The 21,573-nt window shown below is 62.4% G+C and carries 17 protein-coding genes; 5 read left to right on the top strand and 12 right to left on the bottom strand.

Going from position 1 to position 21,573, the window contains the following annotated elements; translation table 11 throughout:
* Nucleotides 1-225 precede the first annotated feature (225 nt).
* The 10 genes from BLV04_RS25900 to BLV04_RS13350 all read right to left on the bottom strand — a co-directional run bounded on the left by BLV04_RS25900 (nt 226) and on the right by BLV04_RS13350 (nt 14,657).
* A complete protein-coding gene (locus tag BLV04_RS25900; protein ID WP_281241844.1) occupies nt 226-3,057 on the bottom strand; it encodes a PKD domain-containing protein in 2,832 nt (943 codons plus the stop codon).
* Between the two features lie 770 nt (nt 3,058-3,827).
* Entirely contained in the window at nt 3,828-4,652 is an 825-nt protein-coding gene (locus tag BLV04_RS13390; protein WP_093032839.1) for a hypothetical protein, read from the bottom strand.
* An 11-nt stretch (nt 4,653-4,663) separates the two neighbouring features.
* The gene (locus tag BLV04_RS13385) at nt 4,664-5,629 is read right to left on the bottom strand and encodes a UDP-glucuronic acid decarboxylase family protein (protein WP_093032836.1); all 966 of its coding nucleotides are present in this window, start codon (nt 5,627-5,629) and stop codon (nt 4,664-4,666) included.
* 235 nt (nt 5,630-5,864) lie between these two features.
* Nucleotides 5,865-7,097, bottom strand: coding sequence for a glycosyltransferase family 4 protein (locus BLV04_RS13380; protein WP_217633698.1), 1,233 nt, complete (start codon nt 7,095-7,097; stop codon nt 5,865-5,867).
* Nucleotides 7,094-7,870: a class I SAM-dependent methyltransferase gene (locus tag BLV04_RS13375; protein WP_093032832.1), complete on the bottom strand. Its 777-nt coding sequence runs from the start codon at nt 7,868-7,870 to the stop codon at nt 7,094-7,096. The genes BLV04_RS13380 and BLV04_RS13375 overlap by 4 nt, the downstream gene beginning before the upstream one ends.
* 5 nt (nt 7,871-7,875) lie before the next feature.
* Nucleotides 7,876-9,177, bottom strand: coding sequence for a glycosyltransferase family 2 protein (locus tag BLV04_RS13370; RefSeq protein ID WP_093032829.1), 1,302 nt, complete (start codon nt 9,175-9,177; stop codon nt 7,876-7,878).
* On the bottom strand, nt 9,174-10,409 hold the full coding sequence (locus BLV04_RS13365) for a glycosyltransferase family 2 protein (protein WP_217633697.1): 1,236 nt from the start codon (nt 10,407-10,409) through the stop codon (nt 9,174-9,176). The genes BLV04_RS13370 and BLV04_RS13365 overlap by 4 nt, the downstream gene beginning before the upstream one ends.
* Nucleotides 10,406-12,202, bottom strand: coding sequence for an ABC transporter ATP-binding protein (locus tag BLV04_RS13360; RefSeq protein ID WP_093032823.1), 1,797 nt, complete (start codon nt 12,200-12,202; stop codon nt 10,406-10,408). Before BLV04_RS13360 ends, BLV04_RS13365 begins: the two co-directional genes overlap by 4 nt.
* A gap of 85 nt (nt 12,203-12,287) precedes the next feature.
* Nucleotides 12,288-13,415, bottom strand: coding sequence for a glycosyltransferase family 2 protein (locus tag BLV04_RS13355; RefSeq protein ID WP_093032820.1), 1,128 nt, complete (start codon nt 13,413-13,415; stop codon nt 12,288-12,290).
* 27 nt (nt 13,416-13,442) lie between these two features.
* Nucleotides 13,443-14,657, bottom strand: coding sequence for a glycosyltransferase family 2 protein (locus BLV04_RS13350; protein ID WP_175534627.1), 1,215 nt, complete (start codon nt 14,655-14,657; stop codon nt 13,443-13,445).
* A gap of 255 nt (nt 14,658-14,912) precedes the next feature.
* Here BLV04_RS13350 and BLV04_RS13345 point away from each other — a divergent pair, with 255 nt between their 5' ends.
* Nucleotides 14,913-16,220 carry a nucleotidyltransferase domain-containing protein gene (locus BLV04_RS13345; RefSeq protein WP_175534626.1) on the top strand — a complete coding sequence of 436 codons (1,308 nt, stop codon included), beginning with the start codon at nt 14,913-14,915 and terminating at the stop codon, nt 16,218-16,220.
* 64 nt (nt 16,221-16,284) lie between these two features.
* On the opposite strand, the gene BLV04_RS13340 is transcribed toward BLV04_RS13345, so the two are convergent.
* Together BLV04_RS13340 and BLV04_RS13335 are read right to left on the bottom strand one after the other, a co-directional pair.
* Nucleotides 16,285-17,109 carry a hypothetical protein gene (locus BLV04_RS13340; RefSeq protein ID WP_093032814.1) on the bottom strand — a complete coding sequence of 275 codons (825 nt, stop codon included), beginning with the start codon at nt 17,107-17,109 and terminating at the stop codon, nt 16,285-16,287.
* Between the two features lie 820 nt (nt 17,110-17,929).
* Complete coding sequence (locus BLV04_RS13335) at nt 17,930-18,190, bottom strand: PqqD family protein (protein WP_093032811.1); 261 nt, start codon at nt 18,188-18,190, stop codon at nt 17,930-17,932.
* A 775-nt stretch (nt 18,191-18,965) separates the two neighbouring features.
* Here BLV04_RS13335 and BLV04_RS13330 point away from each other — a divergent pair.
* The 4 genes from BLV04_RS13330 (at nt 18,966) to BLV04_RS13315 (ending at nt 21,405) form a co-directional block, all read left to right on the top strand.
* Nucleotides 18,966-20,210, top strand: a complete 1,245-nt coding sequence (locus BLV04_RS13330; RefSeq protein WP_093032808.1) for a tyrosine-type recombinase/integrase — start codon at nt 18,966-18,968, stop codon at nt 20,208-20,210.
* Entirely contained in the window at nt 20,207-20,794 is a 588-nt protein-coding gene (locus BLV04_RS13325) for a hypothetical protein (protein ID WP_093032805.1), read from the top strand. The genes BLV04_RS13330 and BLV04_RS13325 overlap by 4 nt, the downstream gene beginning before the upstream one ends.
* A 93-nt stretch (nt 20,795-20,887) precedes the next feature.
* A complete protein-coding gene (locus tag BLV04_RS13320) occupies nt 20,888-21,115 on the top strand; it encodes a helix-turn-helix domain-containing protein (RefSeq protein WP_093032802.1) in 228 nt (75 codons plus the stop codon).
* A gap of 32 nt (nt 21,116-21,147) precedes the next feature.
* Nucleotides 21,148-21,405: a hypothetical protein gene (locus BLV04_RS13315; RefSeq protein ID WP_093032799.1), complete on the top strand. Its 258-nt coding sequence runs from the start codon at nt 21,148-21,150 to the stop codon at nt 21,403-21,405.
* Nucleotides 21,406-21,573: the final 168 nt, after the last annotated feature.

The raw sequence follows: 21,573 nt of genomic DNA, 5'->3' as shown, positions 1-21,573 counted from the left end.
AGCAAGCGATTACTCCGTCATTAGATCAGGTCTCTAAGGGTTTTTCTACCCAACAAGACCTCGGCGATCCAGCCGACTTCGCGATCCGACGCTCGAAAAAAAACCGCCGGCGGTGATCCGTTTCGGATCGCTGAACGGCGGTTCAAGCTCGTCGGAAATCGGTGCATCAGATTGCATCAGGGTGACTCGGAGAGCGGGATCCCTCCCGCTCGTTCGGCGGCCGGTTTATTGGAAGATCGCCCAGGCCACATCCTCTGCAAGATGAGTCATCTCGGCGTCCTTGGACTGCTCTTCCTGCGCGATGAGCTCGACACCGGTCGCACTCAGGTTGCGATGACGCAGCGCCGTGGGGTCGCCGCCGTTGGCCGTCTGCATGTGGGCCAGGAACACCGGGATCTCCGCGAAGCCGTCGCCGAAGCTCAGGGTCGAGGCTTGGTCCGACGCACCCTTGGCTTTCATGCCGACCGCAAACTGCAACCCGTCGAGCGTGCCTTGCGAAGGCTGCCAGGCGATGTAGCTGACGGTCTCGGCACCGTGCCCGGCGGTCAGCAGCTCTTGCTCGTCCATGCGGACCCGGAACCCTTGCGCCGTGACATCGCGGACCCGCGTGGTGACTGCCTTGGCGTCGTTGGTGCTGCTCACCCCGGCGAAGACGACCGGCGTGGTCGGGAAGGCTTCGGCGAATCCGAAGCTCGAGTACCAGCGACCGGACTGCGTGAAGGTGCCCGCCTCGATGCGCTCGCCGCTCGGCAGCACATGACTGCCCTTCTCCATTGCAACGTAGCTCACCGTCTCGAAGCCATGCTCGCCGTCCAGATAGTCCCACTCCTGGATGCGGATCCAGAAACCCGTGGGCTCGACACCGGAGATGCGCACCACGGCCGAAGCTGCATCGTTGAGGCTCGGCGGATTGGCAACCACCACCGGGTCAATGAACGAACGTCCGAACTCAACCCACTGCCAGGTGTGATCGACCACGACCTCGCCGACTTCGATGATCTTCGGGGTCTGATCCTCGTTCTGGAAAGCCGCCCAGCCGACGTCTTCGGCGAGATGAGTCATCTCGGCGTCCTTGGACTGCTCTTCCTGCGCGATGAGCTCGACACCGGTCGCACTCAGGTTGCGATGACGCAGCGCCGTGGGGTCGCCGCCGTTGGCCGTCTGCATGTGGGCCAGGAACACCGGGATCTCCGCGAAGCCGTCGCCGAAGCTCAGGGTCGAGGCTTGGTCCGACGCACCCTTGGCTTTCATGCCGACCGCAAACTGCAACCCGTCGAGCGTGCCTTGCGAAGGCTGCCAGGCGATGTAGCTGACGGTCTCGGCACCGTGCCCGGCGGTCAGCAGCTCTTGCTCGTCCATGCGGACCCGGAACCCTTGCGCCGTGACATCGCGGACCCGCGTGGTGACTGCCTTGGCGTCGTTGGTGCTGCTCACCCCGGCGAAGACGACCGGCGTGGTCGGGAAGGCTTCGGCGAATCCGAAGCTCGAGTACCAGCGACCGGACTGCGTGAAGGTGCCCGCCTCGATGCGCTCGCCGCTCGGCAGCACATGACTGCCCTTCTCCATTGCAACGTAGCTCACCGTCTCGAAGCCATGCTCGCCGTCCAGATAGTCCCACTCCTGGATGCGGATCCAGAAACCCGTGGACTCGACACCGGAGATGCGCACCACAGCCGAAGCTGCATCGTTGATGCTCGGCGGATTGGCAACCACCACCGGGTCAATGAACGAACGTCCGAACTCAACCCACTGCCAGGTGTGATCGACCATGACCTCGCCGACTTCGATCGGGAGCGAGCTGTCCTTGGGCTTCACTTCGACAAAGGCACTCTTGGTCACGCTGTGATCACCATGTGGACCTGTGACCGACAGAGTGACGTCGTAGCTACCGGCTTCTTCGTAGACATGTGTCGGATTGCGTTCGGCACTGATCTGCCCGTCGCCGAAATTCCAGGTCACCTGCGAGATTTCGCCCGAGGACAGATCCCGGAAGGCCACGCTCAGCGGCGCATTGCCGACGCGGTTGGCGGCGTCGAAGTCTGCGACCGGGGGAGGACCTGCAACCGTCACGAGGTTGGTCTTGGTCATGATGTCGGATCCGCCCGCACCGGTCACTTTCAGAGTGACCGAATAGGTTCCCGGCTCTTGATAGGTCCAAACCGCCTGTGAGCCCGTGGCGCGCCCGCCATCGCCGAAGTCCCATTCACATGCAGTGACGTCGCCGCTGGATACATCTGTGAAGACCAGTGACATCGGGGCAACGCCGCTCGTGGCGCTCTCGCTGAAACCGGCGACCGGAGGAGGAACCACAACGCTGATCTTGGCAGTCGCTGCTTGCGCGGAGACGCCCCCCGGGCCCCTCACGCGAAGACTCGCGAGGTATTCACCCGCTTTCAAATAGACATGACTCGGCGAACGCTCGGTGCTGGTGTTCCCGTCGCCGAGATCCCATTCCCAGGAGTCGATCACGCCGGTGGAGCGGTCTGTAAATTGCACAACAAAGGGGGTCTGACCGGCGCTGCCGCTCATTACGAAAGCGGCGAGCGGCGCAGGAGTGGCAACCGTGACAACGGCCTGCGCCGGCTTGAGAGCCGCGCCGCCGGGCCCGCTGACCATGAGGCTGACGGTATAGGTGCCGGGCGTCGTGAAGGTGTATGTCGGCGAGGACTGGCTGCTGGTGGCTCCGTCTCCGAAACTCCACTGCCAGTTGTCGACCTTGCTGGTCGATGTGTCGCTAAAGGCGACGGTCAATGGCGCCACACCCGAGCTTGCGCTCATCGTGAATCCGGCTTCGGGTGCCGGATAGGGAATCGTGGTGCTCACCTCGTTGGAGAAGGGGCTGTCGAGCGAGCGATCGGAGTTGAATGCCTTGACCGCAAAATAGTAGGTCTTGCCGGCCTCCAGTCCGCTTACAGCCTGGCTGTTGGTCGCCGACTGCAGCGATTTGGAGTAGGCTCCGCTGGCTTCGCCGTAATGAAGCTCGTATCCGGTGACACGTGAGTCAGCGACCCAGTTCCAGGCCAACGTTAGATCCGACGCCGCAGCGTTTGCCGACATTGCGAGGACAGAAATGAGCATAAAGAGCATCGCCCAAAGGCTGAAGCTCAATTGAAAATGGCGTGATTGGCCGAGAGTGTCTACTCGTAGTGTATGCTGACTGTTCATCGTGTCACCTTTAGTCCGGCGTGATCGGCTGTTTCAGGTGCCACAGCTGAGCTCTATGCTGAGCCTCGAAGACCTCGACGACCGCACTGTCGGGATCACTATCTGCTGCCGTGTTCTACCTGGAGAAGCCAAAACGCCCTGTGTAGCTAGATCCGAGCGAGCGTTCTTTTGGGTACGCTGTGACTCTAGTGACTTGAGGTGACCTAATCCGTGACGCCATTCCCATCACGCCCGGATGCTCCTTCTCCTGATGCGGCCAAGGAGCAAAGCGTGAAGCAGATCCCATTTCGGAACCGATTGAAGAGGCAAATGGGAGCGGAGGATTGCGGTTGAATCATTGAATGGATTTAGGTTCCGTGAACCGGGTCACAGAACAGATGCGGCGGAGAACAATCAATAAAGAACCGGGGGGCGGAAATCGGCCGGACGGAGATGGCGCGCCTCGCTGATGCCTCCAGCCGAGCCTGTGCGTGACACCGCGGAGCGGGCATCACGAGCCTCTGATTAGGGTCTGGATGGGCCGGTCTAACGAGCGATGCCTGCGGGGCCTAGCGCCCCCACGGCGCGGAGCGCCACACAGCATGCGTGACACCGCAGAGCGGGTGTCACGAGCATCGAATTAGGGTTTGGGTGGCCGTTCTTACGAGCGAGCGCGACGGACTCTATCCGTCAAGCATCCATTCGTATGGCGTGGCGGTGAGATAGGATCTTAAGTCGGAGAAGTTGACGACGACCTCGGAGAGTGGGAAAGGCGTCGTTCGAGACAAGCGAGGTGAAACCTCGGCAGGCGTGATGTGCAGGAAATCGCAGAACATGCGGTACGCGCGTGTCGGATCGGTTTCGATATCCCTTTCGAACTCAAGCGAGAGCATGCACTCATGATTTAACTGGGTTCGCAAGCTATCGTAACCTGCCTGCAGATAATCGAGCCACCCGATGAGTGAGACGGGAAAGCCTCCGCGTGCATCGTGAACGACGTTGCGCTCCTGATCGGTCTCGAGGAATTGGAGCATGGCCGCTGCGAGATCGATATTGATTCCCTTGAACTCCGGCTTGGATTGCCCCTTCTTCTGCCACACACCCGATTGGCGTGCATTGAGTGCCGAAATGACGAGACGGACTAGGTTGCGCCGCTCCAGCATGGCGAAGTGAGTAAACCCGAGCTGCTTGAGCTGCACGATGAAATCCGGCAGCTCGAATCCGAGCGGTTTGAGTTGATAGAGCTGAAGGTCGAACCCGTAGAAACGGCGTCCGGCATAAAGCATACGTCCCTTGAGCTTCTTTACGGCCTCCTGACGGCGCCCCGGGAAGTGATGGAAGATCTCGCCTCCCCACATAACCTCGGGATGCTGCCCCATCAGATCGGCGAGCACGGAGCTCCCGCTGCGTGCCTGATGAAAGAGCACGACGTTGCCCTTGCGCAGCGGCGAGGTCGCGACCCCGTAGACCAAGCGCACTCCGTTCTCAAGTGTTTTGATTGGGCTCATTGCGACAACCCTTATCCGACGGGAGTTCTTCCCAATAGTTCGTCGAAATACGCGATCGTGCGCTGAAGACCGGTGGCGAGAGGCACCGCAGGCTCCCAATCCATTGCGGATTTGGCAAGGCTGATGTCCGGCTGGCGCTGTGTGGGATCATCGCTGGGGAGCGGTTTATAGCTCAGCTCCGAGCGGGAGCCGGTCAGCTCGATGACCTTGGTTGCCAGCTCGAGGATCGTGAACTCGTTGGGATTGCCGACGTTGACGGGGCCCGTGAAGTCGTCCGGCGTGTCCATGAGCCGCACGAAAGCCTCGATCAAATCGTCGACATAACAGAAGGATCGGGTCTGGGATCCGCCACCGTAGATGGTGATGGGTTGATTGCGAAGGGCTTGGACGATGAAGTTCGAAACGACGCGTCCGTCGTTGGGATGCATCCGCGGGCCATAGGTATTGAAGATCCTCGCGACCTTGATGCGCAGATTGTGCTGTCGGCGATAATCGAAAAAGAGGGTCTCGGCGCAGCGTTTGCCTTCGTCGTAACAGGAGCGAAGCCCGATGGGATTGACGTGTCCCCAGTAGCCTTCGACCTGCGGGTGCACCTTCGGGTCGCCGTAGACCTCGCTCGTGGAGGCCTGGAAGATCTTCGCCTTGATGCGTTTGGCGAGCCCCAGCATGTTGATCGCGCCGTGGACCGAGGTCTTTGTGGTCTGCACCGGATCGTGTTGATAGTGGATGGGGGATGCGGGACAGGCGAGATTGTAGATCTCGTCGACCTCGACATAGAGCGGGAAGGTCACGTCGTGGCGTAGGATCTCGAAATGTGGACGATCCAACAGATGGATGACATTGTCCTTGGTGCCCGTGAAGAAGTTGTCCAGACAGATCACGTCGTGGCCGTCCGAGAGCAACCGCTCGCACAGATGCGACCCCAAAAAACCTGCCCCGCCGGTCACCAGAACTCGCTTTCTCAGCCCGTAACCCATTACCCTGTCTCCGCTTTGATCTTTTTAGTCCGTTGCGACCGGGATGTTCCGGCTCGTTGTACACGGCAGGCCTTTTCTTCATCGCATTAAACATCCCGCACCCTGCGTTGCCAAGAATCCAAGCATGTCGGGGTGCCCTGATCCCTGCGAGCGCACCGCGACTATGCCAGGACTTGGCGTGGCGGGAAAGCCGCCCGGCTCGGGTGCGCTCGGGTCGATCGCCGGCTCGGCCGCGTCAGGTGCCGGATCTTGATTTGGCCATAAGACGAGACAGGGCCCCGGCAACCACGGGAATGGCAAAACGTGTCTCGATGCAGGCTCGAGCAGCCCGGCCGAGCTCGGCACAAAGCTTCGGCGCGTCGGCCAAGCGGGACAAGGCGTTTGCAACACCCGCCGTATCCTCGCAGTCCACCAGGATTCCTCCGGACGCCTCGCCGTCGCGGAAGATGTCCGGCAATCCATGCGCTCGGCTCGCGACGACAGGCAAGCCGCAGGCCATCGCCTCCAACGGAGCCACCGGCATCCCCTCGACGCGCGAGGTGGTCACGTAGATGTCCGCGGCCGAGAGCCAACGACGCAACCTCGGGCGATCGGTCGAGTAGGCATTCTCCCAGATGATGCCTTTGGCGCCGGACCCACCGATGGCCTCGCCGAACGCGGCTTGGTCCGGCCCCGAACCCAGGATCAGAAGACGCGCCGTCGGATGAGAGTCCGAGAACGCCGACCAAGCCGCAAGAAGGACATCCAATCCCTTGCGATACATGTCGATACGACCGTGATTCACGACCACCAGGTCCTGCTCCGGCAGCCCCCACTCGGACCGGCATTCCGATCGAGAAGAGGCGCGCCACTCGTCGGCGTCGATCGGGTTCGGAATATCGGCAATCCGCAGATTCGAAGCCTTATAGGTCCGGGCCAGTCGCTCACGCTCACGCGTGGAGGGCACGATGAGGCCCTGCGCCAGACGCAACGTCCAGGGCCGAATACGCGCTTCCAGCGGCGACAGTGTCAGATCCCCGCCCTGAAAGGTCGCGAACACCGGCAGACCGAGCAGCCTTGCAAGCACGGCGAGCGCGTCGAATCGAGCGTACTCGTACTCCTGCACCAAGACGATCGAGCAACCCTCGGAACGCAGAATCCGCCTGAAGGCGCGCCAAGGCGTGCGCAGGATCTGTCTCGCGCTCTTGATCGAGTCGCGACGGGCGATGCTCCGACGCCCGGGTACGGCCCAGATGGCTGCACCCGTCCCGGCATGGGTCAGACACCGGGGAGTTGTCAGCCGCTCGGAGGCACAGAGAATGACGGCATCCCAGCCGAGCGACTGGAACGCCGCGACATAGCCGAAGAGCCAGCCGCCTGTCATCCGCTGCGCGAAGGCATCCAGATCGAGCCCGATCGGATCGAGGAACTCCTCCACCACATCGCCCCAGGGAAAGATCGCAACCTTGGGAGGAGCGCGTGATGTCAAGCCGTTGCCCCCTCGCCCGCCATGTCGGGTTTTTGCCAGGCCATCGCGACCTCCGTCCCGGGCGCTGTCCGGTAATGCAGAAGGTAGCCGACGAGCGCGATCGGAGCGGCAACGCCGTAGAGCAGCCGACGTTTGCGCCGGCCCAGATTCGAGAAGGCGATGTCGTGATAAAAGGCGGTGAGCGGGTTGATGAAGGTTGCGGAGACTGCGGGCCTCGCGCCGAATAGGCCGACGAGGGTCTCGGTGCGGTAGCCACGGCGCACGTGACCCCAGTCCTGCATCAAGCTGGACTCGGGCGGACACCAGCGCCGCATCGCGCGGTAATACGGATAATGCCAATCGGCTCCGGGGGTGGATAAGAGAAGCCAACCGCCGGCACGCGTCACACGTAGCGCCTCGCGCGCCGCTGTCGCGTCGTCCTCGATATGCTCGAGCACGTCGAAGAGGGTCACGACATCGAACGCGCCGTCCGGGAAAGGCAGCCGACAAGCATCGGCGCACACCGGCTCGGCCGTGTCTGCGGACGGCCCCTGTCCGAGCAACGAACGATCTCGGTCCAGCGTCGTCACCCGGGCGTCTGGATAGAGCAGACTCGCGAGACCGCTGCGCCCTCCCCCGATCTCGAGCACCCTCGCCGACGCGCCGCCGTGACTCAAACAGTCGGGGGCGATGCGATGGATGGCGCGCATCTTCTCGCGATAGAACAGGCCGTCGGTCAAGCCGTTCGGGAACGGATTTAGGGCAAGAAACGGCCTTAAGCGCCTCTTCTGCATACGCCTTAGCTCCCCTGCTCGTTCGGCGGGGCGATCGTCGGCACCGCGGGGCGCGAGCGCCACATCGGATTAAAGAGAAACAGGACACCTCCGAGCCAACCGCGAATCTCTTCGAGCAGTACACGTCCGCGATACGGCTTGGCGTTGCGAACAGCGTCGAGACCGGCTCGCATGAAGTAGCGCGGGAGCTGCACGAGGATACGGTGAAGGTTTCCGCGATGCCGATAGCGGTCGTGCTGGACCACCAGCGCGGCGACATGACCGCGCATATAGGCGCGCATCTGGCGCTTCAAGCCGTGCCAGTCCTCGCGATGATGGTGAAAGACCACGGCGCGAGGCTCGTAGAGACAGTCCCCTCCGGTCGCGAGGATGCGATACCAGATCTCGGAATCTTCCGAGCAACCGGCCGCACCGGCGCCGAGCCGTTCATCGAAGCCACCGATGCGCTCGAAGAGGCGACGGCGAAAAGCCATGTTGGCACCGGCACCGACATGCCACACCTGTGTGCCGCGATGACGGGTCTCTTCGAAGAAGACCTGACCGAACCGTGTCGGCAGGCAGCTTGCCCCGAAACCGCCCATCTCCATCTGAAAGACCCGTTGTGCCTCGGAATCGAGCGTCGCGGGAATCACCAGACCCGTCACCGATTCGACATCCGATGCCTGGAATGCACGGACGATCTCGCCCGACCAGCGTTCGTGGACCTCGACATCGTCGTCGGTAAAGGCGACGAGTGGACGCGTCGATGCCGCGACACCGCAATTGCGTGCGCGGCTCAGTCCCGGGCTCGGCTCATGCAGATATCGCACCCGAGGGAAATCGAGACAGACCGATGCGGCCGTACGCCCGGACGAATTGTCGACCACCAAGATCTCGCCCGGCGGCGCATTCTGAACCGACAAGGCATTCAGACAGGTTCGCAAGGGCCGGGGCCGATCACGCGTACAGACAATGACCGACAATTCGTCGGCATCCGGGTGGACAGGCCGCTCCAGCTCCGACAACAAAGCCGAGGTCACACGGAGATCCCGCACCTGGGCCAACGGCGGCTGCATAAGGGCTTGGCCGTCATAACGCGCGAGAGGCGGACCGCCGAATCCGGGGGAGCGGCTGGCGACCTGCTCGGCAAGAAATCCGGCCGCGAGTGCAAGGAGGCGGTCCCGGCGCAACGGGAGCTCCTCGGGTGCGTAGGCGTGCGCGCCCAACGGCAGATCTCCCCACCAATAGACGACGTAGACGGGAGAAGCGCCGGCATCCAGGATAGTGGGCGCCTGCTTGAGATCCAGGTGGACGATATCCCAGCTCATGCGACCTGCTCGCGGATTCGGCGGCTGCGTGCCACGGAACGGTCGTATTCGCCGAGCAGACCCTGGATTGCGCCGCGTAACTCCGCGGCAAGGTCACCGGCGCGCCTCAGATCGAGAGCGCTCAGGGCGCCCGCCAACGAGATCAGCTTATCGCGAAACCACCAGCTCACCATCGCGTCCTGACGCCGGCGCATCGCGGGATCCGTGCGTCGTGCCTTCTCCAGGAAGGCCATGAAGCCAAGGCCCCAGGACCAGTACTGACGCCGCAGCTGGGCCATGGTCTCGCGATGCTCGTGGAACACCGCGTAGCTCGGCTCGTAGACGATGGCATGCCCGCTGCGAAGGACGCGGTAGAAGATGTCGAGATCGCCTCCGCCCGGGAGCGGTGCGCCCGTATCCAGAGCCTCGTCGAATCCCCCGAGAGCAAGAAGCAGATCCCTGCGAAAGCACATGTTCGCACCCGCTCCGACAACCCCGGCGCCCACGGGATGGAGCGGGTTTCCGAGCTGAGCGCCTCGATGATGGATGCGCTCGAAACCACGCCCGAATCCGCCTTCGCGCTCGAACCGGATCTGCGCGGGCGTATCGAGCCGATAGGGGAGAACCAGGCCGGAATAGCCGCCGGCATCCGGGCAGTCGGCCCAGACACGGTAGAGCCCCGACAACCAGCCCCGGTCCACGACCACGTCGTCGTCCAGGTAGGCGATCAAATCACCGGTCGCGGTCTCGAGGGCCATGTTGCGCGCGAAGTCGAGCCCGGTTTTGGGCTCGAAACGATAGCATACGTCGGTTCGCGACTCGGCGACCTCGCGCGTATCGGGATCGACGGATGCGTTGTCGACGACCAGGATCTCAAGCGCTCGAAATGCGGACTGGCCCCTGACCGCCTCGAGCGAGTCGAGCAAACGGGCAAGTCGCGCGGCCCGGTCTTTCGTGCAGATCGCGATGGTCAGCGACGGGGGCTCGAGTACAGGCGTCGCGGGCCAGCGATCCGCAAGCGATCCCTCGAGCTTGACGTTCAAGATCCGCAGCGCGAGCTCGCGTTCGAGGAGCTCGCGAAGCTCATCCTCTTCCATCCGGAACCCCTCGGGCGTTTCTTTCATGAGAAAGCCAATGATTCGGCCATCCCACCGCACGACCAGGGCATACCCCGTCTCGTGCGACGCGAGGGTGAAGCCGGTGAGCGGCCGGGACAGCTCCAGATCCATGATTCGATACGGCACAGACGTCATCCCTCCAGGGCAATCCCCGTCGACACATGAAGGCGATGCAGACGGGCGAATGGCCCGTTCGCAGCGAGCAACTCTTCGGGCGGGCCGCACTCCACGACCCGCCCGGAATCGAGCATCACGACCTGATCGGCGTCTTCGACCGTCGTCAGGCGATGGGCGATTACCACGAGGGTGCGGCCCTCGCGGTAGGTACGCAGTGCGCTCTGGAAGAGTCGCTCGGACTCCGCATCGAGCGCGTTGGTCGCCTCGTCGAGCAACAGGATATCCGGATTGCGAAGGATCGTCCGGGCCAGAGCGATGCGCTGACGCTGCCCGCCCGAGAGACGAAAACCCTCGTCGCCGAGCAGGGTCTCGTAGCCGTCCGGCAGCGTCTCGATGAAACTCGCCGCCCCCGCGATCTCGGCAGCGCGTCGGATCTCCTGCGGTGCGGCGTTCGCCTTTCCGTAGCCGATGTTGGCGGCGATGCTGTCGTTGAGCAGGTAAACGGTTTGCGACATGATCGAGAGGCGCTCGCGCCAACTCCGGATCTCGAGCCGATGCAGAGGAATGCCGTCGACCAGAATCTCCCCCTCCGTCGGATCTCTGAACCGGAACAAGAGGTCCATCAGGGTGGACTTGCCCGAGCCGGAGCGACCGACGATGGCGGTCGTCTTGCCCTTGGGGATCCGAAGGGAAACGCGATCGAGCGCGGGCGAGTCGTTGCCCGAGTAGCGAAAGGTGACGTCGCGAAACTCCACGCCGCGTTGCAGGTGAAGAAATCGCTGATCGCCGTCGACCAGAAAAGGCTCGGCGGTTCGGTCCAGGTAGTCGGCCACATCCTCGACTGCGGGAAAACCGGCATCGAAGGCGACCCGTGAGGACAGGACCTCGCGCACGGGTCGCTGCATCCGATAGAGCAAGGCGAGAAAAGCCGCCAGCGCGGGGACGCCCACCTCCAGCCGATACCCGACGAGGATCAGGAGGCCGATCAGGATCGCCCCCGAGATCTCGGAGACCGGACCCGGCACGCCCCAGAGCACGTCCATCTTGAGAATCCTGCGCCGCAGTGCGTCGGACGCCTGATCGAAGCGATCGATCTCGTCGCGCTCGCGCGCGAAACTGCGGATCAGGCGCAGTCCCCCCAGGCTCTCCCACATGCGCAGTCCAAATTCCTTATTCTGATCGACCACTTCTTGGCCGAGACGCTGGGCGTGACGCGAGATCAGCGTGACGATCAAGGCGGTCGTGCCGAGAAAAGCGGCGGCAATCACCGTCAGCGTGGGGGAGATCAACATCAGAAGAACAAGGAAGACCAGGATGGCCGAGCCCGAGACAGCCATCTGATGCAGCTGAGTCAGGGCACCGCCCACCTTCCAGGTGTTGGTGGCGATCGTATTGACGATATCCGATCGGCGGTTCTCCACCCGATAGTCGATGCAGGAATCGACCGTTTGGCGAAGGACACGGGCGCGTAAGCGATGGGCCACCAGTCCGTCGAAATAACGGGTCACGATGTGGTTGGCCTGGGCGACCAGGTTCTTGAGGATCACCGCAATGCACAGACCGATCACCAAAGCGGGGACCCGCCAAGCCTCCGGAATCGGCGACAACACGCGCGCGAAGGCGCCGGAGACCGCCGACGTGTCGCCCGATGTCGCACCTAGACTTTCGAGAAGCGGGATGAAGAGATACATGCCGGCGCCCTCGAGAAGAGCCGCGGTGATTCCAAGCGCAATAATCAAAGGCGAGCCCCAACGCGGCGCCTGCGCGGTGCTCGCGAGCCGGGATATCCGAGCGGCGATGGATAAAGCCACGTTCAGGCGCTCCGGGCACTGTTGCGCCGGGGCGACGCGATGGTCGACACAAGGGCCGAACCCATTGGCCTCGAGACCCTGGACATCACGGCTGTGCGACAGCCGATTCGGATGGATCGGGAGCGCAGGGCACGGGCCACGCCAACGACTGCTGCAGCCCTGCGATCGTTTGTTCCCGGCCGCGCCGGATGCTGTCCCATACAATCGCACGGGCGGGGATCGGACGCGTCGAGAGCGGGGTCGCCTCGTTCCAAAGCTCGCTTGACGTGGCCGGTGCAGGGTCCGGCGCCGGAACGCGAGAACGAAGGTCGGCGAGCAGGGATCTGGCCAGGGTGCGGCCCACCCGCGGATCGAGCACGCGGACGGGGTCGAGAGCGATCACCCGGAGCAGCAAGCGAGCCGTCAGCCCGACACGACGGGCCAACGCGGCGCGGTCCGCGAGATACAACAGGTAGGCAGCGCGAGACCATCGATGGACCTGTTTCGGGAACGCGACTCCAGGGTGGCCGACCTTCGACATCATCCGTTCATAGGATCGCATCATTTGCTCGACATCCACCGACATGCTCCCGCGAACCTGGCGATAGGCGATCAGGCAGTCGGGTTGGCAGAGGAGCCGGAACCGCCGAGCAATGCGCAGATAGAGATCCCAATCCTCGCAACCCTGCGCGCGTTGCACAAAGTACTCCTCGTCGTAGAGACCGATCTTTCGAAGGCAAGCCACCTTGATCAGGCAGGTGCTCGCGCTTCCCAAAAAATTTCCCAGCATCAACTGAAGCCAGACAATGCCCTCGAATCGGTCTCGGTCCATGCAGGGAGAGATCCCGGCCCCGGATTCGTCGATCGTGATCCACGGCGAATACACCAAGCCGACATCGCTCGGTGCATCGAGTAGGCAGCGTAGCTGTTTGGAGATCCGCTCCGGGTGCCAAACGTCGTCGGCATCCAAAGGGGCGATGAAATCGCCGCGCGCGGAGCGTATTCCGAGATTGCGTGCCGCGGCGACCCCTTTGTTTGCCTGCCGCAGGATCCTGATCCGCGTGTCCTGCCGAGCAAAGAGGCTTAGGATGTCGGCGGTCCCGTCCGTGGAGCCGTCGTCGACGACGAGGATCTCAAGACGCCCATGCGATTGCTCGGCGACGGATTGCAGCGTAGCGCCGACGTGCCGCTCGCCGTTGTAGACCGGGATGACGACGGAGACGAGCTCGCTCATGATCGAGGCACCATTCGCGCCGGGCCGTTACAGCCACCCTCCCTTCGACCGCAACAACCACTGTGCGAGCGCAACACTTGGCCCCTTCGGCAAAAGCCAAATCACGGAAAAAAGAGACGACACGACGAGCGCCTTGAGCGGACCGGCTTGCCCTCGACCATAGGGCGCGGCGACGAAATCGCGCCAGGAGATCCCGCGACCGGAATCGGACATACGGTTTAAGGTGAGCTCGATCAGCATATCGCGCCAGGACCGTTTATACCTCCTCCATCGCAGAGGATTCGTCGGATAACCCCGCTCAGCCATAAAAGCAACCAGGTAATCAAGATTGCGATTGACCTTATCGACGTAGTCTCGCATGGCCTGACGCGTGAGGACGCGACTCCCGTACCACGAATTATTGCCGTGGACGCGGTACTGGACGACCGTTTCCGCAAGGGTCTCGATCCGACCGTGCAACGGCGCCAAGTCGTGAAGGTAGTCGTCGAGCCAACCGACCGTCGGGAGTGGAAAGACCTGCTGCAGGTAGCCCCTCGACCAAGCATTGCCGGAGGTATAGGCAAAGGGAAGCGGCAGCAGACCGTGCCGCAGCGTAAGCGCCCGATAATCCCCCGACTCGGGCAGGCGCCGGGGGATGCGCTCCCCCAGCGCTTGCCCTTCTCGGTCGATCACCGACATGTAGCCCTGGACCTTGACGATGTCCCGACGAGCCACGAAGGGGCGACATAAGTGCTCGACCGCATCGGGCAAGAGCAGGTCATCGGCATCCAGGAAGACGAGGACATCGCCTTGGCTTTGCCGAAACCCCTCGGTGCACGCGCCGATCTGCCCCTGATGCACGACCTGCACAATCCGGATTGAAGGCAGGAAACGTGAGATCTCGTTCAACGAGGAATCGGTCGAACCATCATCGACGACGATAACCTCTATTCGCGGATAGGTTTGCGCCAGAGCGCTTGCAATCGCGGCACCGACGAACTCAGCATAATTAAAATTCGCGATGATGATGCTGACGAGAAGAGACGACGGATCGGCCCTATCGCCCGACGATCCGCGTGATTCGGCGCACGCTCCGAGCGCGCGGACGTCGTCGGTCCACGCTCGGTCTTCTCTGGTGCGGCTGCGGAATGCCGGTTTTCCGAGAAACGGCCATGACCGGCTTCGCTCACTGATCGCCTGACGACGATCGCGGGCAAGGTGCGCCGATTCCAAACAACGAACGCGATGGTTCAGAAGCTTCATCAAGGATGGTTCCACTCGAATCGACATCTTGAGCTCGGCGCCTCTCTCGGGCGTTTCGGCATCATGCTCGGCAAGGGTCGCCGGCCCAAAGGCATTTATCGAGCTATCGTACACGGATATGCTTACGGGGGCCTAGTGCCAGCCGGGTGTTTCCGTCGAACGACCACGGCAGCGATCTCCTTTCTGGGCACTATCGTGATAAAACAGCCCATTTCCCCACCAAGTGGCGCGCACATCGGGGCGAGGATCGAGTCGATGCCCAAGCATCCAGTTGAACGTTCCGCAACAACCTCGGCGCTCTTACTCGCCTGCCAGTATGCCGATGCAGACGGCCGACAAGCGCGGAGCTGGCGACCCCTCCTTGATCGGGGCATCGACTGGAATCTCTTCCTGACGCTCGGGGAGCATCACGATCTGCTGCCGTTGTTGTCTTCGGGACTCGAGCATGCCCCGACAGAATTCTTGCCGCGGTCCCTGATGCCGCAGCTGCGCGATCACTTCCAGGCCAACCATCTGCGAAATCGCTTGGCGCTCCAGTGTTTTCTGAGCGCGGAGACAACTCTGGCGGAGGCAGGCATCCCGGCGCTTGTCCTGAAAGGCCTGGCTCTCGCAACAACCGTCTACCCGCATCTCGCGGCTCGACAGTTCGGCGATGTCGATCTGCTGATCCCCGAAAACCAGGTCGCTCAAGCCCGCCTTATTCTGGAGCGTCTGCATTATCGGCCAGTGTATCCGCCGAACATGCTGCGCGACCTCAACCTACAGCAGCTCACGCCGAGTCAGGAGCGTGTTTATTCGGCGTATTACCATGAGCTTACACTGCAAAGCCCTGACGCACTCTTTCAGCTCGATATGCATTGGGCCTTGGTGCCGCAACATTTTCCGATAATCCCGGATTGCGAAGCAATTTGGCAAGATGCACGGCAAACGGTATACGACGGACGAACCCTCTCCGCCCTGTCCGCGGAACATCAGATTCTTCACACCTGCATCCATGCAACGAAGGATCGCTGGCGAAAACTCAAGTGGGTCGTCGACCTCGACCGGATCGTTCGCGCCGATTCACCGCTCGGCCGGGAACAGCCCGGCCGCTCACAGCTCGATTGGGAACGACTCATTTGGTACGCCGAGGCATGGAAATCGCGGCGCATGCTGAGTACGGGGCTCGAGCTCGCCGAAAGGCTGCTCGCAACTCCGGTCCCGGACACTGCGTCACGGCTCCTGACCCATGATGTCTCCGAAACCGGCCTTTCAACAATTATCGAGACCCTTCTCCACCCCGAAATCGCCGAGCCGCGGATGCTCAGATGCCTCGGGGTCAACGCCACCTTACTCCGTCTCCTGGACACGGACGCTTGTCGGCGGCGCTATCTCCTTCAAGCCCTGACCATGCCGAGACCCGAGGACGAGGCCCTGTTCGGACCGGGACCACCGAACGGCGCTCTGTGGAAATATCGCCGCCCGCTGTGGGTTCTGGTGCGTTGTGTCGGACGCGCCGGACGGCCGCGACGCAACGATTATCCTAGGGTCGATCTCGCGCGGAGCGCTCCCGACTGCGAATAAAGACGATGTAATATCGTGACACCGCGAGAGCGGAACACCCGGACCCCGGCGATTCGTGTCGCCCTCACAACGCACAAAGGAGCCCAGCCACTTCCTTCGCGGTACCTTCGAGGGCCGCGGAGGCCAGGTACCAGCAGGGTACGGAGCACGTCATTCGAATCACATCGTCAAGGCACATTGACTGATGCGCCAAGGCGTTGAGGACATTCGGATAAAGGCGGTAAGCGGCCTCTGCCGCAGAGAGCTTGCAGAGCGCAGGCGCGGAGTGATTCGAAGCGTAATCAACGAACAGGATCGCACCGATCGGAGCGGGCTCGGTCGCCGGTGCGCACGGCATGGCATCGATCGGAATGTAGTGCGAGCGATGCGTCTCGAGCGTCGATGGCGGTAGAGGAAAGGATTGCGGAGGCCGCATCTTCAACGTGACGGCCAAGGGAAACGGCTTGATCCTGAGTGTTTCGGGCTCAACCGGCGCAAGCTCGTCGCTCATCAGGCGGAAGCCATAATGCAGCAACGCCCAGCAGAGGGTCGACTTCCCGCTTCCGGACGGCGCCGCCAAGAGAAACGCGCGACCGTCACGCTGGACGACGGCCGCGTGGACAAAAACGAGGTCGGGACGCAGACGTTGAATGCCAACGACGATATCCTGCTGGAGCGCGAACAGAAGTTTCGAAGCATCAAGGCCCCGGCCGATCTCTGACCCGTTCCGAACGAGGCTGAAGCAGGCGTTTCCAGACTCGGAAATGATTCTATATGCCAGAGCGGCCGGCTGGCGCGATGCGCACGGCTTGAAGCCGCCGAAGGCTGCGGTCATCACGGGGGAGAGACTATCAGCCCCCCACACGACCGCCACAACGCGCTCGACAACGCTGAATCGGCTTTGCTTCATCGGCGTTCGAACCGCATGCGCCTCCGGCCGGGCACAACCAAGGCCAGAAAGGCATCCTGTGGTTTCCCGATCACCCTCCCTACTTCCACAATGTTCTGGATAATTCACGCAACGCTTCGGCACCGGACCGGGCGACAGCCTCGTCGCTGCATGCGCCGACAGTAACCCCGGGTGTGCGGTTACCGGCCGCTCGGGATCCGGCCGAAGCGGATCCCGTCAGACCGTAACGACGGTCATCGACGGGGTCACACGCATCGGTGCCGCCGGTCGACGCGGCGTTGCCGAATTCCGGGAGATCAAGCCCGGATGCCCCCCCTCCGCCCGCACCGGGGCCAGCCGAACGCGGACTCGCAACCGGCTCCGTACTCGATGCGATCGTCGGATTCATCGCCTGAACCTCCGGCTTCAGCGTCTGAATCCCGGGCTGCGAAGGACCGGCCGGAACGGACCCGGGGCGCGCAAACGACGGCGCCGCATGAAAGCTAAGGAGAATCGGGGGAACATAGGTGGCTTTCTTCAGGAAGTCCCGTCGTGAGCTATCGTGTGGCATCTCTTTGCCTCCATTATCCCAATCAGTTTCCGGCATCCGGCAATCGCCGTGTCGGACTTCGCCCGACCGCAATTTCCTCTGCAAGCTCGGCGCCTTCGAAAATCAAGGCACGTCGCGGAAATCACCCTCTACACAAACAGGGATCCGAACGGCTCCCACCGAGAGCGCAATGCCCGACAGGGGATGAAATCGCGCTCGCTCCGCAATATCGACCTACCGACACTCGTTCTGTTCCCGGACATCCAGCGCGGTTTTCAATCGCGAAGAAGCCTACGTGATCGATTCCAGGAGACCGGCACGATGCAGTTGCTCGACAAAGCCGCGCACGTCGCGTTGGGCCGCCTCCGCATCGAGATCGAACTCATGCGAGATGCAGGTTTCGATGGACTCGATCGATGTCCCTCCGTCGAGCAGTCTCCAGATCAACGCTCCGGTGGGATTCATTTGATGTATATAGCCGGTTGCGGCATCTAGAACGATCAACTCGCCATCGAGGTCACGACACGTCAATCCGGCCTTAAAGGATGCCATCGTCGCTCCGGGTCTAGTCCGATCGAATTTGCTGCATACGTAGAGAGCGGCGATGGCCGAAAGAACCGATCGCCGACAACTCAAGCTCAATAGATCGCATGCAAAATGCGAGCCGGATTCTTCACGCCGGAGGCAGTGGCGCAACGAGCCACTTGAGTCGATTCGACACTGGGTCACGATGGCACTAGAGGGAGCGCTGGAGGACGAAGGCTGAAGTCGGGTTGAGGGCTGCCGGAGGAGCCGATGATGAGTCAATAGCGACTCTCCCAAATCAAGACCGAGCTTGCTGCAACGCGCACGGATCGGTTTCAACTCGGGTCCGACCTAGAGAGGCAGGTGACGAGAACTGTCACCCGACGTAGGCGCGAACCTGACGCTCTGCGACACCCAATCGGTTCGGTGCCCGATGCGTTGCCCGGATTTTCCTATGTCGAGCCGCGAAGGAATGGAACGGAGGTATCGAGAGCGGAATCCGTCGAAAAACGGGGGGCGAAAGCATCGCCGATCGGATGTGGTGGGCCGTCTAGGATTTGAACCTAGGACCAAGGGATTATGAGTTCCAAAATTCCAGACCACCACGGGACTTACCGAGCTTGATGGAGCTTTACGGAACAACGATCTAGGTGCATACTTGGCTTGACGGTGCTATGTGGAACTTGACCGAACTGTACCCCCCGCATAGCACCGGCATAGCACCGGCATCTACCGCGACCCCAATCAGGACGGGGCTGGACGCCGGATCGGCACCACGCCGACATAGCACCGGGGAGCGCCAATGTCCGACAAATTCAGGTTCACGAAGACCCGCATCGAGGCCCTAGGCCCCGCGGATCCCGGAAAGCGCCGGTTCCACTACGACGCCGACACGCCGGGCTTATCGGTGCAGGTCACGGCATCCGGGACCAAGACGTTCTATGTCTATAGATGGGTCGGAGGCAAACCGGAGAAGATCCGCCTCGGCGCATTCCCGGCAATGACCGTCGAGCAAGCGCAGCGCGAGACAAGGAAGGTCCTCGGGACGATCGCGGAGGGGAAGAGCCCGGCCGCCGAGAAGCGCGCGATCAAGGCCGAGTCAGTGACCTTGAAGGAAGCCTTCGCCGAGTACCTGGATGCACGGGACCTGAAGCCCGGCACCGTCCACGACTACAAGCGGCACATGACCGAGTCGTTCCCCGACTGGCAGGATCGGCGCCTGACCGAGATCACGCGCGACATGGTCGAGCGCAGACATGCCAAGCTCGGGGAGCGCAGCGAGGCCCGCGCCAACGGGGCTATGCGCGTGCTGCGGGCAATCCTGAACTTCGCCGCGGGGAAGTACGAAACAGCCAGCGGGCAGCCGATCATCTTGGACATCCCGACCAAGCGGCTTTCGGCAACGCGCCGATGGTACCGGGTCGAGCGCCGGCAGACGCTTATCAGGCCCGCACAGCTCCCGGCATGGTGGAGCGCCGTCGAGGCCCTGGAGTCGGAGACGATCCGCGATTATCTGAAGGTGCTGATCCTGACCGGGCTCAGACGCGGGGAGTGCGCCCGGCTGGAATGGAAGGACATCGACCTTGAAGGCCGGACCCTGACCGCGCCCGACACCAAGAACCGAAACCCGCACACCCTGCCCCTTTCAAGCTACCTGGTCGAGCTGTTCCGTCGTCGCTCCAAGGCTTCGGACGGCTCGCGGTTCGTCTTCCCGGTCGGGCCGCGCCGCGCCAACAAGGACGAAGACGGGCATCTGAACGACGCTCGACACAGCATGAACGCGGTCGCCGAAGCGAGCGGAGTCCGGTTCACACCACACGATCTACGCCGAACATTCATAACGATTGCGGAAGGGCTCGACATCCCGGCATACGCCCTGAAGAGGTTGCTCAATCACAAGTCCGGGGCCGACGTGACCGGGGGCTATCTGGTCATCGACACCGAGCGCCTGCGCGATCCGATGGAGCGGATCACGGGTTTCATCCTGAAGGCCGCGGGAGTCATGCAGAGCGCCGACGTGGTTGCCTTGCGGGCCGATTCGGCATGACGCCTGAAGAACTGGCCCGCCGCTGGCGCCTGAACGTCCTGGATCGCATCGGAATGGCGCGCACGGGCGACCGTGCGTCGGCGCTGTGGTTGATGCGGGAGTACACCCGCGCGACCGACCAAGGGATGATTCCGATACGGGAGATCCGGGAGTATGTCGCAACCGCCTTCACCGAGATCCTGGAAGGCGAGACGCCCGACGATGCCCTTAACCTGAAGCGAGGCCGCGGTAATCAAGTCACCCGCAACGACCGCCCGATCCGCAACCGAGACATGCTCCTCGCCGCGCTGGTGCTGGTCGAGACCCGACAAGGCCGATCGGACGCCCAAGCGATAACCAACGTCGCCGAGACGATGAAGGACCGCAGCGCCGCATGGTTGACCCGCGGGACGTGGCACAAGGCGAGCGACCGCGAGCGATCCATCAAGGACGCATGGAGACGCTACGGACCCTCGGTCGATGTCCTGCGGGCGGAATGGCTCGCGGAAATCCTGACCTGGACCGAATCCGCGGAGGCCCCGAGCACCGAGTTTTTCGCCGATCCCGAGTTTTCGGCAGACCCTCAAGCGCAGCTCGCCGAATAGGACAAACAAATCCCGATTCGTTTGTACCCCCCACCTTGACGCTTGGTCGCATCCTGTCCCCCATCGACAACACGCCGATGGACGACAGGAAACATGACCAACCGCACCGCCCGACAGACACCCGCGCAGATCCGCGCCGATGACCCCCTCTACACGCGCGCCGAGGCAGCTGAATACCTCAGAGTGCGCCGCGCGACACTTGAGCATTGGGCGTCGACCGGCCGCTACAACCTGCCCTACTTCCGCGTCGGGCGCACCGCTCGCTATCTGAAATCCGATCTGGATGCATGGCTCGCCCGGCATAGCCAGTACGCCGCATAACCCACCCCAACCCCCGAAAAAGGACCAGCAAAATGACCGATACCAACGAATTCCGATTTCAGATGACCGATCTCGAAACTGACGCCAAAGCCGCCAGCGAGATCGTCGAGATGATTCGCCTTGTCGCCCTTGTGCACACCCTGGAAGACGAGACGGAATTCGACATCGAAGTCCCGCTGACCGTCGCGATCCGTCTCGCGAACGAGTTGGCGGTTCGGCTCCGGGAGAGGCTTTGCAAGGAGCGCGGAGAGGCATTCGAGCGGGCGGTACAGAGGGCCGCAGCCGCGTAGCAGGACCCGCAAGACGCAGGAAACGGTAAAGGTAGAGGCCACAAAAAAGCCTCGGCAAAGACCGAGGCTCGGGGATGCAGATGAAAACGCAAAACATGGCAGCGGTTGACCGACCGCCACCCGACTCAACCCGACACGGATTAATCTATGCTCACGTCTTCCGTCAAT

The organism is Thiocapsa roseopersicina, assembly GCF_900106925.1.
GTDB classification, from domain to species: Bacteria; Pseudomonadota; Gammaproteobacteria; order Chromatiales; family Chromatiaceae; genus Thiocapsa; species Thiocapsa roseopersicina.
This window is presented reverse-complemented; position numbering and strand designations above follow the sequence as displayed.